15 protein-coding genes and 1 pseudogene are annotated in these 15,034 nt (G+C 69.9%); 5 read left to right on the top strand and 11 right to left on the bottom strand.

What is annotated here, in order from left to right; all coding sequences use genetic code 11:
- Window positions 1-32 precede the first annotated feature (32 nt).
- The gene (locus ACZ7LU_RS18350) at window positions 33-308 is read left to right on the top strand and encodes a DUF6332 family protein (protein ID WP_398308263.1); all 276 of its coding nucleotides are present in this window, start codon (window positions 33-35) and stop codon (window positions 306-308) included.
- Here ACZ7LU_RS18350 and ACZ7LU_RS18345 read toward each other — a convergent pair.
- The 3 genes from ACZ7LU_RS18345 to ACZ7LU_RS18335 all read right to left on the bottom strand — a co-directional run bounded on the left by ACZ7LU_RS18345 (window position 269) and on the right by ACZ7LU_RS18335 (window position 3,027).
- Window positions 269-934, bottom strand: coding sequence for a response regulator (locus ACZ7LU_RS18345; RefSeq protein ID WP_471917228.1), 666 nt, complete (start codon window positions 932-934; stop codon window positions 269-271). The genes ACZ7LU_RS18350 and ACZ7LU_RS18345 overlap by 40 nt on opposite strands.
- Window positions 931-2,214 (bottom strand): sensor histidine kinase, encoded by a 1,284-nt coding sequence (locus ACZ7LU_RS18340; RefSeq protein ID WP_471917227.1) that lies wholly within the window; start codon window positions 2,212-2,214, stop codon window positions 931-933. Before ACZ7LU_RS18340 ends, ACZ7LU_RS18345 begins: the two co-directional genes overlap by 4 nt.
- Before the next feature lie 108 nt (window positions 2,215-2,322).
- Entirely contained in the window at window positions 2,323-3,027 is a 705-nt protein-coding gene (locus tag ACZ7LU_RS18335) for a TetR/AcrR family transcriptional regulator (RefSeq protein WP_471917226.1), read from the bottom strand.
- A gap of 193 nt (window positions 3,028-3,220) precedes the next feature.
- On the opposite strand from ACZ7LU_RS18335, the pseudogene ACZ7LU_RS18330 reads away from it, so the two are divergent.
- A pseudogene (locus ACZ7LU_RS18330) lies at window positions 3,221-3,682 on the top strand (nitroreductase family deazaflavin-dependent oxidoreductase); the annotation flags it as partial.
- A gap of 80 nt (window positions 3,683-3,762) precedes the next feature.
- Here ACZ7LU_RS18330 and ACZ7LU_RS18325 read toward each other — a convergent pair.
- A complete protein-coding gene (locus ACZ7LU_RS18325; protein ID WP_398308273.1) occupies window positions 3,763-4,965 on the bottom strand; it encodes a geranylgeranyl reductase family protein in 1,203 nt (400 codons plus the stop codon).
- A gap of 135 nt (window positions 4,966-5,100) precedes the next feature.
- Here ACZ7LU_RS18325 and ACZ7LU_RS18320 point away from each other — a divergent pair, with 135 nt between their 5' ends.
- The gene (locus tag ACZ7LU_RS18320; protein ID WP_471917225.1) at window positions 5,101-6,456 is read left to right on the top strand and encodes a M20/M25/M40 family metallo-hydrolase; all 1,356 of its coding nucleotides are present in this window, start codon (window positions 5,101-5,103) and stop codon (window positions 6,454-6,456) included.
- Window positions 6,457-6,511: 55 nt separating this feature from the next.
- Here ACZ7LU_RS18320 and ACZ7LU_RS18315 read toward each other — a convergent pair whose 3' ends face one another.
- Complete coding sequence (locus ACZ7LU_RS18315; protein ID WP_471917224.1) at window positions 6,512-7,552, bottom strand: NUDIX hydrolase; 1,041 nt, start codon at window positions 7,550-7,552, stop codon at window positions 6,512-6,514.
- 345 nt (window positions 7,553-7,897) lie between these two features.
- Between ACZ7LU_RS18315 and ACZ7LU_RS18310 the strand changes: the two genes are divergently transcribed.
- Complete coding sequence (locus ACZ7LU_RS18310) at window positions 7,898-8,293, top strand: STAS domain-containing protein (RefSeq protein ID WP_471917223.1); 396 nt, start codon at window positions 7,898-7,900, stop codon at window positions 8,291-8,293.
- On the opposite strand, the gene ACZ7LU_RS18305 is transcribed toward ACZ7LU_RS18310, so the two are convergent.
- The gene (locus ACZ7LU_RS18305) at window positions 8,278-10,149 is read right to left on the bottom strand and encodes an SMI1/KNR4 family protein (RefSeq protein ID WP_471917222.1); all 1,872 of its coding nucleotides are present in this window, start codon (window positions 10,147-10,149) and stop codon (window positions 8,278-8,280) included. The genes ACZ7LU_RS18310 and ACZ7LU_RS18305 overlap by 16 nt on opposite strands.
- A gap of 10 nt (window positions 10,150-10,159) precedes the next feature.
- Between ACZ7LU_RS18305 and ACZ7LU_RS18300 the strand changes: the two genes are divergently transcribed.
- Window positions 10,160-10,285: a hypothetical protein gene (locus ACZ7LU_RS18300; RefSeq protein ID WP_471917221.1), complete on the top strand. Its 126-nt coding sequence runs from the start codon at window positions 10,160-10,162 to the stop codon at window positions 10,283-10,285.
- 24 nt (window positions 10,286-10,309) lie between these two features.
- On the opposite strand, the gene ACZ7LU_RS18295 is transcribed toward ACZ7LU_RS18300, so the two are convergent.
- The 5 genes from ACZ7LU_RS18295 to ACZ7LU_RS18275 all read right to left on the bottom strand — a co-directional run bounded on the left by ACZ7LU_RS18295 (window position 10,310) and on the right by ACZ7LU_RS18275 (window position 14,816).
- Complete coding sequence (locus ACZ7LU_RS18295) at window positions 10,310-10,459, bottom strand: hypothetical protein (protein WP_398308283.1); 150 nt, start codon at window positions 10,457-10,459, stop codon at window positions 10,310-10,312.
- Between the two features lie 471 nt (window positions 10,460-10,930).
- On the bottom strand, window positions 10,931-11,422 hold the full coding sequence (locus tag ACZ7LU_RS18290) for a hypothetical protein (RefSeq protein ID WP_471917220.1): 492 nt from the start codon (window positions 11,420-11,422) through the stop codon (window positions 10,931-10,933).
- Between the two features lie 360 nt (window positions 11,423-11,782).
- Window positions 11,783-12,664 carry a carbohydrate ABC transporter permease gene (locus ACZ7LU_RS18285; protein ID WP_468562960.1) on the bottom strand — a complete coding sequence of 294 codons (882 nt, stop codon included), beginning with the start codon at window positions 12,662-12,664 and terminating at the stop codon, window positions 11,783-11,785.
- A complete protein-coding gene (locus tag ACZ7LU_RS18280) occupies window positions 12,661-13,545 on the bottom strand; it encodes a carbohydrate ABC transporter permease (RefSeq protein WP_471917219.1) in 885 nt (294 codons plus the stop codon). Before ACZ7LU_RS18280 ends, ACZ7LU_RS18285 begins: the two co-directional genes overlap by 4 nt.
- A 2-nt stretch (window positions 13,546-13,547) precedes the next feature.
- Window positions 13,548-14,816, bottom strand: a complete 1,269-nt coding sequence (locus tag ACZ7LU_RS18275; RefSeq protein WP_471118305.1) for an ABC transporter substrate-binding protein — start codon at window positions 14,814-14,816, stop codon at window positions 13,548-13,550.
- Window positions 14,817-15,034 lie beyond the last annotated feature (218 nt).

The following is a 15,034-nucleotide window of genomic DNA, read 5'->3' as shown; positions in this document are numbered from 1 at the left end:
TCCGCATGGTCCACGCACCCCACACTTCAAGGATGGGGCGACGGACGCAGGCCGAGCGCGACGCGAACACGGTCGAGATCGCCTACGCCCTGTTCGTCGCGACATTCTTCGCGGGCGGCACGCTCCTGGCCGTGGCGTCTCCGGCACTCTTCTTCGGCGTGCGGTCACCCGGCGAGGCCACTCTGGTCAGGGCCGGCCTGATCGCCGGGGCCTGCGTCTTCGTCGCCACCCTGGTGACGATCCTTGTACGACACCGGCGGGCGACGCGTCAGCCCAGCCAGCCGGGGCGGACGAGCCCCGACTCGTAGGCGAGGACGACGAGTTGGGCGCGGTCCCGGGCGTTCAGCTTCACCATGGCCCTGCTGACGTGCGTCTTGGCGGTGAGCGGGCTGACGACGAGGCGGCGGGCGATCTCCTCGTTCGAGAGGCCGATGCCGACCAGGGCCATGACCTCCCGCTCCCGTTCGGTCAGCGCGCCCAGGGCGTCGGCGGCCGCGGGCTCCTTGGAGCGGGCAGCGAACTCGGCGATGAGGCGGCGCGTCACCCCGGGTGAGAGCAGCGCGTCACCTCCGACCACCGCGCGCACCGCCCGCAGCAGTTCCTCCGGTTCGGTGTCCTTCACCAGGAACCCCGACGCTCCGGAGCGGATCGCCTCGAAGACGTACTCGTCGAGCTCGAAGGTGGTCAGCATGACCACCTTCACGTCCGCGAGGCCCGGCTCGTCGGTGATGCAGCGGGTGGCGGCGAGCCCGTCGAGCCGTGGCATGCGGATGTCCATCAGGACGACGTCGGGGCGCAGTTCCCGCACCAGCCGCACCGCTTCCTCGCCGTCCGCGGCCTCCCCGGCGACCCCGATGTCCGGCTGCGCGTCGAGGAGCGCCTTGAAGCCTGCCCTGACCAGGGACTGGTCGTCGGCGAGCAGTACGCGGATCACTGGTCCTCCCGGGGTGCGGTGCGGGCCTCGGGGTCGCGGCCCGCCGCCATCGGCAGTACGGCGGTCACGCGGAAGCCGCCGTCAGGGCGCGGGCCCGCCTCGATCGTGCCATCGAGGGCGGCGGCCCGCTCCCGCATTCCGGCGAGTCCGTTGCCGCTGCCGCCCGCGTCGGTGGCGGTGGCGGGCCCGTCGTCGTCGATCCGAAGGGTGAGCGACGCCGTCCCGTGGCGCACCAGCACGCGCGCGTGGCGTGAACCGGAGTGCCGTACGACGTTCGTCAGCGCCTCCTGGACGATGCGGAACGCGGCGAGGTCGGTGCCCGGCGGCACCTTCGTCCGCGCGCCTTCGGCCGTGACCTCGACGGTCAGCCCGGCGCTCTTCGCCTGCTCGACCAGTTCGGGCAGCCGGTCGAGGCCCGGCGCCGGGGTGCGCGGCGCCTCCCCCGGGGCGCGCAGGGTCCCCAGGACCTGCCGCACCTCCCCCAGCGCCTCCTTGCTCGCGGCCTTGATGGTGGTCAGCGCGGTGCGGGCCTGTTCCGGGTCCGAGTCGAGCAGCGCGAGACCGACGCCCGCCTGGACGTTGATGACGGAGATGCTGTGCGCGAGGACGTCGTGCAACTCCCGTGCCATCCGCAGCCGTTCCTCGTCCGCGCGCCGCTCGGCGGCCCGCGCGCGCTCGGCCCGCTCCTTGGCCCACTGCTCACGTCGTACGCGGCCGAGTTCGGACACGGCGACGATCGCGACCACCCAGACGGCGACCACGAGCTCCTCGCCCCAGGGCCGGGGGCCGTCGTCGCCGGGCGGCAGCCACGCGTAGAGCCAGTGCGCGATCAGCAGATGCCCCGCCCAGAGCCCGCCGACGGCGCCCCAGGCCGCGCACCGGTGCCCCGCGACGATCGCGGCGAAGCAGCCCACGGCGACGGCGAGGAAGACCGGCCCGTACGGGAACCCGGCACCGATGTAGACAAGGGTGAGCCCGGCGGTGGCGCAGACGACGGGCACGGGGTGGCGGTGGCGCAGCAGGAGTACCGCCGTGGCCAGGAACAGCAGCACCCGCCCGAAGGGGCCGAGGTCCGCGCGATCGGCTTGCCCGTGCCCGGCGAACCCGGAACCGACCTGCACGAACAGGGTGAGCGCGGCTGTCGTCAGCCACGGCAGGCGGGGGCGTGCCGGGTCCCCGTCGCCGGGTCCAGCGCCGGCCTCGGCCCCGGCCCCGGCCCCGGCCCCGGAGTTCCACCAGGGTGGCCAGCCGCCGGGCCTGCGTTCGCGCTGCTCGTCCATGACGGCCACGCTAGACCGGCGGGGGTCCCGCGGACGTCCGACGGGCGTGGCGATCACGCGTACTCCCAAGGGAGTAGACGTGCGACAGGGCACAGTGGCCCCAGAGTGTCAGCTCTGCCGCAGCAGCCCCACACCGTGGGCCAGCTGCCTCACTGCGTGCGCGAAGAACGCCGACCGCTCCTCGACGAGGCGGTTGAACTGCCCGAACACCTCGAACCCCACGAGCCCGAAGAGCTGCGCCCACGCCGCGACCATCGCGGTGACCGCCGCGGGCGGCAGATCGGGCGCGAACTCCGCCGCGAGCCGCTCGCCCTCGGCGCGCAGGGTCTCCGGCAGGGGCTGGAGGGCGATGCCCCGCCCCTGGTGGGCGTCGCGCACGATGTCGATGAGCAGCTGGCCCACGCGTGCGGCCGCCCTGATGGTCGAGTCCGGCGCGCTGTAGCCCGGGACGGGCGAACCGTAGATCAGCGCGTACTCGTGCGGATGCTCCAGCGCCCAGGAACGCACCGCTTCACACACCACCATCCACCGCCGTACGGGCTCCTCCGTGGCGACACGCGCGTGCGCGGCCTCGGCCGCGGCACCGAGAGAGTCGTACGCATCGATGATGAGCGCGGTCAGCAGGTCGTCGCGGCTGGGGAAGTAGCGGTAGAGCGCGGACGACACCATGCCGAGTTCGCGGGCGACGGCACGCAGGGAGAGCTTCGCGGCACCGTCGGCAGCCAGCTGTCTGCGCGCTTCGTCCTTGATCGCCGCGGTGACTTCTTCGCGGGCGCGGGCCCGCGCGCCCTTGGTGGCGCTGGTGCTGCTCATGCGGGTCAGTGTGCCATGACGCTGGAGCAGTGCACACGGTCGAGAGCACAGGTCTCTTTCGAGAGCAGCGCACACCTCGGAGAGCACTGCTCTTGCTTCGGAACACCAAACTCGTACACACTGCTCTCAAGCGAGAGCACCGCTCTCGGAATCCGGCCAGGGCCGCGTCCTGCGCAGCCTCAAGGAGGGCCCCATGTCTGCGACGTCCGCCACCTCATCCCCCTACTACCTCAAGGGCAGCCGCCTCAACGTCCGTCTGAACAGCGTGATCGGCTGGCTGGCGCGGCACGGCGTCAGCCTCATGGGCAGCGCCGAGCTCTCCGTACGAGGCCGCAAGAGCGGCAAGATGCAGCGCGTCCCCGTGAACCCGTATACGCATGAGGGTGACGGCTGCCAGTACCTCGTATCGGCGCGCGGGCACTCGCAGTGGGTGCGGAACATGCGCGCGGCCGGCGGCGGGGAGCTGCGGGTGGGGCGCAAGGTGCGCGAGTTCACCGCGGCGGAGGTGCCCGACGCCGAGAAGGTGCCGCTGCTGCGCGGCTATCTGGAGAAGTGGGGCTGGGAGGTCAACCAGTACTTCCAGGGCGTGACCGCCGCCTCCTCCGACGAGGAGATCCTGGCGGCCGCGCCCGACCACCCCGTCTTCCGGATCACCCCCAGCGCCGCGCAGCCACGGAAGGAGAAGGGGAAAGGGAAGGAGAAGAAGGTGGCGAGGGAAGAAGGGGCTGTGGGCGGCTAGCGCTCGCGGGCCTGCAGGGCGCGGCCCACCATCGGATGGGTACGGACCAGCTCGCCCAGCGTCGTCGAGCCGCGGGTGATCTTCGCGAAGGCGTTCCACGCGGGGCGGAAGCCCGTGATCGCCGTGTGCAGCATGCCGGGGCGGCGCTCGAAGGTCTGGAGCATGCGGCGCCCCACGCTCATCTCCACGCCGAGGCCCGCCTTGATGGCGAAGGCGTAGTTCAGGGCCTGGCGGCGGGCGTCCACCGCGTCGTGCGCCTCGGCGATCCGCACCGCCCACTCCCCCGCGAGCCGCCCGGAGCGCAGCGCGAAGGAGATGCCTTCACGGGTCCACGGCTCCAGGAGCCCCGCGGCGTCACCGCAGACGAGGACCCGGCCGCGGGAGAGCGGCGAGTCGTCGCTGCGGCACCGGGTCAGGTGCCCGGAGGAGATGCTGGGCTCGAAGCCGGCGAGGCCGAGCCGGGCGATGAAGTCTTCCAAGTACCGCTTGGTGGCCGCGCCTTCGCCGCGTGCGGAGATCACGCCGACGGTGAGGGTGTCGCCCTTCGGGAACACCCAGCCGTAACTTCCCGGCATGGGGCCCCAGTCGATGAGGACCCGGCCCGCCCAGTCCTCGGCGACGGTCTCCGGAACCGGGATCTCGGCTTCCAGGCCGAGGTCGACCTGGTCGAGCTTCACGCCGACGTGCGCGCCTATGCGGCTGGCGCTGCCGTCGGCGCCGACCACCGCGCGGGCCAGGACGGTCTCGCCGCCCTGCAGCACGACGGCGACGGTGCGCCGGTCGGGCACCTCGGGTCCGTGCTGCTCGACGCGCGCGACGGTGACGCCGGTGCGGAGCTCGGCGCCCGCCTTCTGGGCGTGCTCGACGAGCTGCTGGTCGAACTCGGGGCGGTTGATCAGCCCGAAGAGCATCTGCCGGGAGCGGCGGGTGCGGGTGAACTTGCCGTCGAGGGTGAACGTCACCGCGTGCACCCGGTCCCGGAAGGGCAGCTCGAAGCCCGGCGGCAGGGAGTCGCGCGAGGGGCCGATGATGCCGCCGCCGCACGTCTTGTAGCGGGGGAGCTCGGCTTTTTCCAGGAGGAGGACGGTGCGTCCGGCGACCGCTGCCGCGTATGCCGCCGAGGCCCCGGCGGGACCGGCTCCGACCACGACGACGTCCCACACGTGCCGGGTGTCGTCCGCTGAGTTCTCGCTGCTCACGTTGGTCTACCGCTCCTGATCCCGCTGTTGGCCGCGCTTTCCCCAGGCATCCTACGGCGGAGGTCCGGCGGCGCTGCCTGTGGGAGGATCACATGTACCCACACATACAACGTCGCACCTACGAGGAGCGTGCCCATGTCGCCCGATCCGATCGCCGAGACCGTCGCCTCACTGATGCCGAAGGCGAAGGCGGAGCTCACCGAACTGGTGGCGTTCAAGTCGGTGGCGGACTTCGAGCAGTTCCCGAGGAGCGAGAGCGAGGCCGCCGCCAACTGGGTGGCCGACGCGCTGCGCGCCGAGGGCTTCCAGGACGTGGCGCTGCTCGACACCCCGGACGGCACACAGTCGGTGTACGGCTTCCTGCCGGGCCCGGCGGGCGCGCCGACGGTCCTCCTCTACGCGCACTACGACGTGCAGCCGCCGCTCGACGAGGCCGCGTGGGCCACTCCGCCGTTCGAGCTGACCGAGCGTGACGGCCGTTGGTACGGCCGGGGCAGCGCCGACTGCAAGGGCGGCGTGATCATGCACCTGCTCGCGCTGCGCGCCCTGAAGGCGAACGGCGGCGTCCCCGTGAACGTGAAGGTGATCGCGGAGGGCTCGGAGGAGCAGGGCACGGGCGGCCTGGAGCGGTACGCGGAAGCGCACCCGGAGCTGCTGGCGGCCGACACGATCGTCATCGGTGACGCGGGCAACTTCCGGGTCGGTCTGCCGACGGTGACGTCGACGCTCCGCGGCATGACGCTCGTCCGTGTCAGTGTCGACACCCTCGAAGGGAACCTCCACTCCGGGCAGTTCGGCGGCGCGGCCCCGGACGCCCTCGGCGCGCTGGTGCGCACCCTGGACTCGTTGCGCGCCGAGGACGGGACGACGACGGTCGACGGCCTCACGAGCGACGAGGCGTGGGACGGACTGCAGTACGACGAGACCGTCTTCCGCAAGGACGCCAAGGTCCTCGACGGTGTCGAGCTGATCGGTCACGGCACGGTCGCCGACCGCATCTGGGCGCGGCCCGCCGTCACCGTCCTTGGCATCGACTGCCCGCCGGTGGTCGGCGCGACGCCGTCGGTGCAGGCGAGCGCGCGGGCGCTGATCAGCCTGCGGGTGCCGCCGGGCGTGGACGCGGCCGAGGCGACGAAGCTGCTCCGCGCGCACCTGGAGGCGCACACGCCGTGGGGCGCGCGGGTGCGGACCGAGCAGATCGGGCAGGGCCAGCCGTTCCGTGCGGACACGAAGAGCCCGGCGTACGCGGCGATGGCCGAGGCGATGAGCGAGGCCTACCCGGGCGAGGAGATGCAGTACGCGGGGCAGGGCGGCTCCATCCCGCTGTGCAACACCCTCTCGTCGCTCTACCCTAGCGCGGAGATCCTGCTGATCGGCCTGAGCGAGCCGGAGGCGCAGATCCACGCGGTCAACGAAAGCGTGTCGCCCGAGGAGCTGGAGCGGCTCTCGGTGGCCGAGGCGCTGTTCCTGCGGAAGTACGCGGCGAACTGAGCGGTGCGGCACGGAGGCCCGGCGAGGGGCTGGGCCTCCGAGGCGCCGCGCTCGGCTACCCGCCGATCGGAATACCCGCCTCCAGGTAGAGCATGGCGCCGCGCTCCCGGGCGCGCAGTGCCCAGCGCAGCCGTTCGTAGCGTACGGCGGGCAGCAGGTCGGCGGCTTCCTGTTCGGTGACGAAGCGCCAGCCGCGGAGTTCGGGTCCTGGCAGCAGCATGCGGACCCCACTGCTGTCGAGCCGTCCGCCGTCGAAGAGGAACCGGATCCCTCCGTAGCCGGGCGGGTTCGGCGGTTCCCAGTCGGCGACCAGCAGGCGGGGGGTGCCGGTCAGTTGAATGCCGGTCTCCTCGGCGACCTCGCGCACGCCCGCGCACGCGGGGGCCTCGCCGGGCTCGACGACGCCGCCGGGGAACTCCCAGCCCGCTTTGTACGTGGGGTCGACGAGGAGCACCCTGTCCTGTTCGTCGAAGAGCAGCACCCCGGCGGCGAGGGTCTCCGCGGTGGGCTCCGGTGTCTGCACGATGTCGCAGACGGGCGCGGCCCCGCTGCGGACGGCGTCGGCGACGTGTTCGGCGGTCTCGTAGGGGGTGAGGGCGCTGGTGTCGACGAGGTGCGCGTCCATGTCGAGCCAGTCGGCGCGGGCGGCGCGGTACGGCTCGATGTGGTCGAACGACCACTGCCGTACGCGCAGGTCACCGTCGGGCAGGTCCGGTGGTACGGGCCGGCCGGCTATTCGCTCGCGCAGGATCGTTTCGTCCGGGGCGAGCAGGACGTGTCGTACGGGAATCCTGCGCGCGGCGAGACCACCGAAGATCTCGTCGCGGTACGCCTGGCGCAGCAGCGTCATCGGCACCACGAGGACGCCGCCGACCTCGGCGTACAGAGCGGCGGCCGTGTCGATGACCATGCGGCGCCAGATCGGCAGGTCCTGATAGTCGCTCACCTCGTCGAGGCGCTTGGGCGGCAGCAGATAGGGCAGCGCGCCGCCGATGACCTCGGGGTCGAAGAGTGTGCTGTTCGGGATCAGCTCGATCAGTTCCCGTGCGGCGCTGGTCTTTCCCGCACCGAACGCGCCGTTGATCCAGACGATCACGGTTCCCCCTCTTCTGTTGGCCCCCTGTGGCTTGCCCGCAACACCCTGCCATGGAAACCCGGCGCTGTCGGGAGCGGAGTCTCCCGCGACGCAGCGGTGTCACGACGTCCCTGGAGTCTCCGCCACCCGCCCCCAGGAGACGCAAGCCGACACGTCAAGGGAATCGCCTCAGGTTCATCCCAATGTGTGGCGACGCCCTTCATGAATCGTTCCCTCACTCCGGAGCGCCCCGGTCCCCGCTAGCGTTCTGCGACAGACACCCCGGCCCCCGGTGTCCTCACGACTGGCACACCGGTTGCGCCACGCTCCCGCGGGAGCACCTCGGCGCCGGCGCTGGGGGGATGGATGCTCCAACACGAACTGCTCGACCACGCACGCGAAGACTGTGACCACGCTCCACGGGTGTACGGACTCGACCACGCGATCGTGATCGAGATGCACGGAGAGCTGGATCTCGTGACCTACCAGCGGATGGCTCCGCTGCTGGACGCCGTGACCGCGGGGCCCGAACCCCTCGTGATCGTCGACCTGACCCCCGTCACCTTCCTCGACTGCTCCGGGCTCTCCCTGCTGATGCGGGCCCACCGACGGGTGACCCGCAGAGGCGGCCGTCTCCGTCTGGTGTGCAGGCAGCCGATGACGCTGCGTATGTTGCGCGTCACGAAGCTCATGTCGGCCTTGTCACCGGCACCGACGCTGGAGGCGGCGCTCCGCGAACCGCAGGGTCACGACGAGGTCTGACCGGTCCACGGCTTGGTCCGGAGTGTCGGCAGCCTGCCGTGGTCGAGGGCGAACCGGGGCAGCGAGGCGTCGAACGTCGCCGCTATCGCGTCCAGGGCACGGATCTCGTCCGAGCGGTCGGTGGCCGGCCCGGCGGGGTCCGGGAAGAGGTGGTCGGGGGAGAGCGCGGCCGGGAGGTCGCCCCACTCGCGCCGCTCGGCCCCGTGGACCGTGAAGCCGTACCGCTCCGCGCCGTCCTCGGCGCAGGCGAAGTGGAACAGGCCCTGCCGACACCGGACCGTGAGGGCACGGGTGCCGCGTGACAGCTCGGTGCCCGGGTGGGCCAGGCGGTCGGGGTCGAAGGTAAGCCGCGGGGCCGACTCGAAGGCGAAGCTCCAGCCGTCCCGGGCGCCGATCCGGGCCAGGGGGCCTCGGCGCCCCTGCTGTGGGGACAACTGCCCCTGCTGTGGTGAGAACTGGAGCTCCCAGAGCTCGGACTCGCCCGCCACTGGTTCCAGCGGTCCGGTCCCGAACCGCTCCGCAAGCTCTTCGGGAGGCACGCCCTCCACCAGGACGAACCGGTATGTCTCCCGGCGCGGTCCGCCGCTCGCGCCCCGGGCCAGCCATCCGAGTCCGTCACGCGCCGCCTCCGTGTCAGCCGCAGGCACGGGCACGGATGCCGCTTCCCTGCCACCGACCGCCCGCGGCGTCGTCAGCAGTTGCCGGCCCCGCTCCGGCGTGACGACCGGCCCGAGCAAGGGATCGCCGAGGAGGCCGAAGGGCGCCACATGGTCCTCGCCGTACGGCTCCCACTGCGGGACTGCCGCCGCGATCGTCCGCCAGGCGCCGTCCGTGTCGCCCCAGCGCGCCAGTTCCCTGGCCTCCTGGACCGCGCGCCCGAAGGGGCCGGGTGAGGCGTACTCGTACGTACGCCGTCTGATCTGGTCCAGGACGGTCTTGGCCCGCTCTCTGTCGGTGGCGTAGTCATCGGTCACCGGGCCGAGGACGAAAGCGTCGTCCATGCGGTGTTCGCGCAGGTGGTCGCGGGCCTTCAGGGGCAGGACCTCGCCCGCGTACAGCGGATCGTCCATGCGCGGGTCGACCGGCACCCAGCCCCGCCCGTGGAGCAGCACCCGGAGCTGTGCGGCCAGCAGGCCCGCCCGCGGTCTGCCGAACTCCCCCACCTCGTCGAAGACGGCGAGCGCCGCGTCCAACTCCCCTCGCAGGCAGGCGAGTCGGGCCTGCTCCACCTTGTCGTCGAGCTCCTGCGTCACTCCGTTCCCGAAGTCGGCGTCGCCGCCGCCCAAGCGGTAGAACTCCTTGTACATCTCCTCCATGAACGCACGGAACGATCCGTATCGATCGGGGCCTTCGCCGCTCCACCCATGGCGGACATAGACGGCCCACTCCCCGTCGGCGTCCACATCGCCGGGGTCGAGCAGCACATCCGTCATGTCCGAGTCGACCGCCAGCTGCAGGGCCCGCCCCCACATGCCGGTCTCCAGCAGCTGCTGCTCGGTGGCGTGCTCGTCATGGTGCTTCTCGTACATCTTCTGCAAGTCGTACGGATCTCCGTACGGGGTGATGTCCTCCGCCCCCGCCAGCAGGTAGACGAAGCCGCCCGCGAAGCGCCAGCCGTCCGTCGTCTCCAGGAAGGAGCGGAGGGACGGCGGCAGCGGCACCTCGATGCCGAGGCCCCGGACCCGCTCCTCCAGGTCCGCGAGCCGTGCCGGATCGGCCGGCGCGAACCCGAGCCAGCGCTCCCGCACGATGCCCTCGTCGAGCTCGTCGAACTCCTCCGGCTCGCTCGCGGCCAGCGCGTCCAGCCATTCCTCGCTCCACCGCTTGAGCAGCGGCCCCCACTCGAAGATCTCCATGCACGCCATCGTGGCACCCACCACTGACAGTGACGGCGCCCCGGGCCGTCACCTGCGCGGATTCGCCGGGCAGGCGACATGCACCCGCACCGTCGCCCCGCCCGCCGACGCGCTGTGGATGTCGTGGGTGGTGTAGGGCTGCCCCGGCAGGATCGGCCGGTCACATCGGGCGCAGAGCACGGCGAGCCTCCCGGACCTGCCGCTGGAGCAGCCTGCCCGCGGGGCAGTACTTGAAGCGTTGGCAGACCGCGCAGCGGTCGAGGTGATCGAGGAGCCGGCCCTGCCGCTCGACGGCCGACGCCCCCGTCATGCCGCTCCCCCTTCGACGTGTTCCCCGCTGTCTGGCCGACCCGTCCGTGGGCGCCGCACATTCATGGTGACTCCGCGTTGCTTGATCAGTTCTGACGTGACCGTAGAACCGCCGTAGGACAAAGTGCGGCACGTAATGTGCGTGTCTCGTGTCCTTCATGCCGCTGGCGTCGGGCGCCCGAACACCCGACGCCAGCGACGTCGCAAGGGCGTGCTCGGTGGGGGGGTACCGAGTCGTTCCCCGCGTCGGATACTTCGCCTTCGGGAGCGGTTCTGGATGCAGTACCCGGCAACCGAGCAGTTTCAGCCGCTTAGACGAGGCTGGTCATGTCGGGCGCTCTGTCATCAACACGGCGCCGGACGGGGCGCGCTTCGGCCAGTCCGACGATGAGGCGGAGTTCCGGATGGTCCGCGCCGTTCTCCGCACGGCGAAGGCCCCGACCGATGACGGTCGGAGCCTTCCACAAGGTGCTTAGGCGTCAGCCTGCTCCTCCTGCTCAAGCTGGGCAGCGAGCGTGTTGAACGCGGTCACGTACTGGTTGGCGGCCTTGAGGTATGACGCGTCTGGCTTCACTGTGTACGTCTGCGCCGCACCGTTGCCGAAGGTCACGTTGATGACGGCTGCTCCCTTGTTCTTCCGGCCGGTCGCGGCTGCGGACATCCCCAAGGTGGCGGCGCCCGCGACCAGGCGTGTGGCCGTCCAGGCCTTGTGCGCGCCTGCATTGACGAACTCTGCGCTGCCGCCCTTCACCGGGCCGAGTTGGGTCACGCCCATCTTCGACGACGGCCACAGCTTCATCATGGCCGCCATGTTCATCGTCGCCTCGGCGGGGTGCGCCTGCCGCCACGCTTTGAGGGCGTCCTTCTCCGTCTTCCGCTGAGCTGCCGCCTCGGCTCTGCCCTGCTTCTTCGCCTCGCGCTGCGCGGCTTTCTCTGCCGCCTTCTGCGGGTCTCGGTTGAACATGGTTCCCCCCTGCTCCTGGGCTGGAGGACGCCATCATGCAGCAGACGTCTACCGGGTGTAGGCGGTATGGCTATTCCGTGACAAACACGGTTACGCGTCATAGCGACAACGTTCTCCCCCGGCACGGACGACAGCTGGGGTGGTTCCCGCACCGTCAGCCCGCGAGATAGGGGTCCGCGCCAAATTCGAAGGCCGCGTGGTCACCTCTGCCGAATGGATCTCCGCAGATTCTCCCCGAGTCCCACTTCCAACATCGGCGAAGCGACTGCGCGCCAAGGGGCGGGCGTTGGGGACAGCCTCTCCGGCGGCCTTCACCCAACCCCTGGGTGGGGCGGTCTGGGACACGGAATCCCGGGCCGGTCAGCCCTTCCCCGTTCCCAGCGTCAGCCCCGCGATGAAGTGGCGTTGCAGGACGAGGAAGACCAGGACCGTGGGGAGTGCCACCAGGACCGATCCTGCGGCCAGCAGGTTGTGGTCCGTGAAGAACTGGCCGCGCAGGTTGTTCAGTGAAGAGGTGATCGGGAGTTTGTCGGGGTTGGAGATGAAGATCAGGGCCCAGAGGAAGTCGTTGTAGATCCAGGTGAATTCCAGGGTGGCGAGGGCCGCAAGGGCCGGGCGGCACAGTGGCAGTGTGATGCGCCAGAACTGGGTCCAGACTCCCGCGCCGTCGACGACCGCCGCTTCCAGGATCTCTTTCGGCAGCGTCCGCATGAAATTCGAGAGGACGAACACGCAGAAACCGATCTGGAAGCCGATGTTGACGACGATGAGCGCCCAGAAGGAGTCGTAGAGGGTGAGCGAGTCGGACATCCACCAGGGCAGCGGGATCTTCAGGAAGAGCGCGTAGAGCGGGGTGACGATGACCTGTGGGGGCAGGAGGTTTCCCGCCGTGAAGAGCATCAGAAGGAACATGCCGCCGCGGATCCTCAGGCGCGCCACCGCGAACGCGACGAAGGACGCGAGGAAGAGCGTGACGAGCACCGCGGGGACGGCGATCAGAAGCGTATTGGTGAAGTACTTGCCCATACCGGATTCGGTGTAGGCCTCGCGGTAGTAGTCGAGGGACAGCCGGTCGGGCCAGGAGAAGTAGCCGTGCTCTGCCGTCTCTTCGTACGGCCGCAGTGACGCGTAGACGGCCAGCAGGAGCGGGGCCAGGAAGGCGAGGGACACGGCGGCGAGAAAGAGGGGGACGCCGAAAGCGCCGCGGCGGCGAGGGGGTGCGGTGCGTGGCTCTGCGGTCATCGGTCGCGCGCACCTCGCAGCTCTTGGACCAGGAACGTCACGATGAATCCCAGGGAGACGGTGAGCAGGACGACCGCGATGGCCGAGCCGAATCCGATGCGGCTCGCCTCGCCGATGATGTTGTCGGTGATGAGTACGGAGAGCAGTTCCAGGCCGTTGCGGCCCTTGTTCACCGCGTACACGATGTCGAAGGCACGCAGCGCTTCGATGACCGTGATCACGCCGACGACGACATTGACCGGACGCAGCGTCGGGAAGACGACGCGGAAGAAGGTCTGGCGGGTGTTCGCCCCGTCTATCTGGGCCGCTTCCTTGAGTGCGGGATCGACCGATTTGAGCCCGGCCAGATAGAGGATCATCACGTATCCCGTGTGCCGCCAGCTCGCGGCGAGCATCATCATCCAGAGGTTGAGGTCGGAGTCGCCGAGCCAGTCGATCGGATCGTTTTCGTCGCCGATGGCGGTGTTGACCACGCCCTGGTCGGTGCCGAGGAGCAGTTGTGCCATGAAACCGACGACCGCGAGCGAGAGGACCACGGGCAGATAGAGCACGGACTGGTAGAAGCGGCTGAACCGGACGCCGCGGTCGATGAGGACCGCGAGGAGAAGTCCGAAGGGCGTGGCCACGAGGCCGAGGAAGGCGATCCACAGAAGGTTGTGGCGTACGGCGGGCCAGAAGGCGGGATAGTTGTCGACGAGGCTTTCGTAGTTCTTTCCGCCCACCCATTCGACGTCGCCGATGCCGTCCCAGGACGTGAAGGAGAGGCCTATGGAGGCGAGGGCGGGGCCCCAGATGATGACGGCTTCGATCAGGACGGGAATGCCGAGGAGCACGCCGAGGACGACCGTGTCACGGCGGGTGAATCGGGTCGGCCGGGCCATCGTCAGCCGACGTCCTGCGAGAAGATGTCCTTCTTCTGCCGTTCGATGCTGTTGACCAGGCCGTCGACGTCGTTCGGGTCGTCGATGAAGTCCTGGAGCGCCTTGATCATGACGGTCTGTGCGAAGTCGGGGCGTGTGTCGCGGTCCAGGAACTGTGAGATGTGCTCGGCGCCCGAGACCAGTTCGGCGGACTTCTTCTGGAGCGCGCTGTACTTGGAGGTGTCGGCGCCGTCGTTGACGGCGACGTTGTTCGGGTCGCCGGCCAGATAGATGTCCTCGGCCTCGGGGGTCCCCAGCCACCTGAGGAGGTCTTTGCCCGCTTCTTTGTTCTTCGCCTTCTCGGCCATCAGGAATCCGTCGATGGGTGCCTCCACCGCGTCCTGGCCGTGCGCGGGGTCGATCTCGGGAAAGGCGAAGAAGTCGATGTCGTCGCGCTCGTCGGCGGGGAACTGCTGGCCCGGGTGCGGCATTCCGAAGACGGCCATGCCGGTCTTGCGCCGCTGGAGTCCCTGGCCGGCCTCCTCCCAGGTGCGGCCGAGTGCGCCCTTCTGGTAGTACGGCATGAGTTCGCGCCACAGGTCGAAGACCTTCTTGACCTTGGTGTCCGTCCAGGCCTCCTCCCCCGCCATCAGGCCCTTGTGGAAGTCGTAGCCGTTGAGGCGGAGGTTGATGTAGTCGAAGGTGCCCATCGCGGGCCAGCCGTCCTTGTCGCAGAAGGCGACCGGAATCCCGTCCTTGTGCATCTTCTTGGCCAGGGCGATGAAGTCGTCCCAGTTCTTGGCCTGTTCGTACCCCTGTTTCTCGAAGAGGCTCTTGCGGTGGAAGACGGCCCACGGATAGTAGTAGTACGGCACGAAGTACTGCTTGCCCTCGTGCGTGGACTGCTCCTTGAGCGCCTCGGAGAAGCCGCTGAAGTCCTTCCACACATCGCTGATGTCGACCAGCAGATCCTTCTCGGCGAAGTACTGCATGCGGTATCCGGCGAACCACATGAACACGTCGTCGGGTGTGGCGCGGAGATAGCGCGTGATGTTCTGCTGGAATTCGTTGTGCTCTGTGGTGTGGACCTCGACCGTCTTCCCGGTCTTCTTCTCGTACGCGTCGAAGGCGTCCTGGAACGCCTTCTTCGGCACGGCGTCCGAGGAGTTGGAGCCCATGGTGACTTCGTTCTTGTCGCTGCCCGGCTTCTCGCCACAGGCGCTGAGCAGTGCGGGGAGCGTGACCGCCCCGGCCCCGACGGCGGAGCCCCGCAGGAGAGTGCGCCGGGACATCCGATGTCCTGTCATGACCGCTGGAGCGCCGGGACCGCTGAACGATGACTGTGCCATGTCCCCCTCCTCGGGGTTCAACCGAACACAACCGCACGCGAGGGTTGGGATCTCACTCCCAAGAGGCACCGCCGTCAAGGGGCCCGGCGCCGGCAGTCGAACCGGTAACGCTCCCCTTCCAACAGAGTCCAACAAGCCCTACCGTAAGCGCCCGCGTGACA

This window comes from Streptomyces sp. NPDC039462 (assembly GCF_055639375.1).
Note: the sequence above shows the minus strand (reverse complement) of the source record. Positions and strands in the feature narration are given on the sequence as shown.

Coding starts and splice junctions, on each gene's coding strand:
- ACZ7LU_RS18290 (WP_471917220.1), bottom strand. CDS start 11,422: ATGTTCAACCGAGACCCGCAGAAGGCGGCAGAGAAAGCCGCGCAGCGC.
- ACZ7LU_RS18335 (WP_471917226.1), bottom strand. CDS start 3,027: ATGAGCAGCACCAGCGCCACCAAGGGCGCGCGGGCCCGCGCCCGCGAA.
- ACZ7LU_RS18295 (WP_398308283.1), bottom strand. CDS start 10,459: ATGACGGGGGCGTCGGCCGTCGAGCGGCAGGGCCGGCTCCTCGATCAC.
- ACZ7LU_RS18305 (WP_471917222.1), bottom strand. CDS start 10,149: ATGGAGATCTTCGAGTGGGGGCCGCTGCTCAAGCGGTGGAGCGAGGAA.
- ACZ7LU_RS18280 (WP_471917219.1), bottom strand. CDS start 13,545: ATGGCCCGGCCGACCCGATTCACCCGCCGTGACACGGTCGTCCTCGGC.
- ACZ7LU_RS18340 (WP_471917227.1), bottom strand. CDS start 2,214: ATGGACGAGCAGCGCGAACGCAGGCCCGGCGGCTGGCCACCCTGGTGG.
- ACZ7LU_RS18285 (WP_468562960.1), bottom strand. CDS start 12,664: ATGACCGCAGAGCCACGCACCGCACCCCCTCGCCGCCGCGGCGCTTTC.
- ACZ7LU_RS18310 (WP_471917223.1), top strand. CDS start 7,898: ATGCTCCAACACGAACTGCTCGACCACGCACGCGAAGACTGTGACCAC.
- ACZ7LU_RS18350 (WP_398308263.1), top strand. CDS start 33: ATGGGGCGACGGACGCAGGCCGAGCGCGACGCGAACACGGTCGAGATC.
- ACZ7LU_RS18320 (WP_471917225.1), top strand. CDS start 5,101: ATGTCGCCCGATCCGATCGCCGAGACCGTCGCCTCACTGATGCCGAAG.
- ACZ7LU_RS18275 (WP_471118305.1), bottom strand. CDS start 14,816: ATGTCCCGGCGCACTCTCCTGCGGGGCTCCGCCGTCGGGGCCGGGGCG.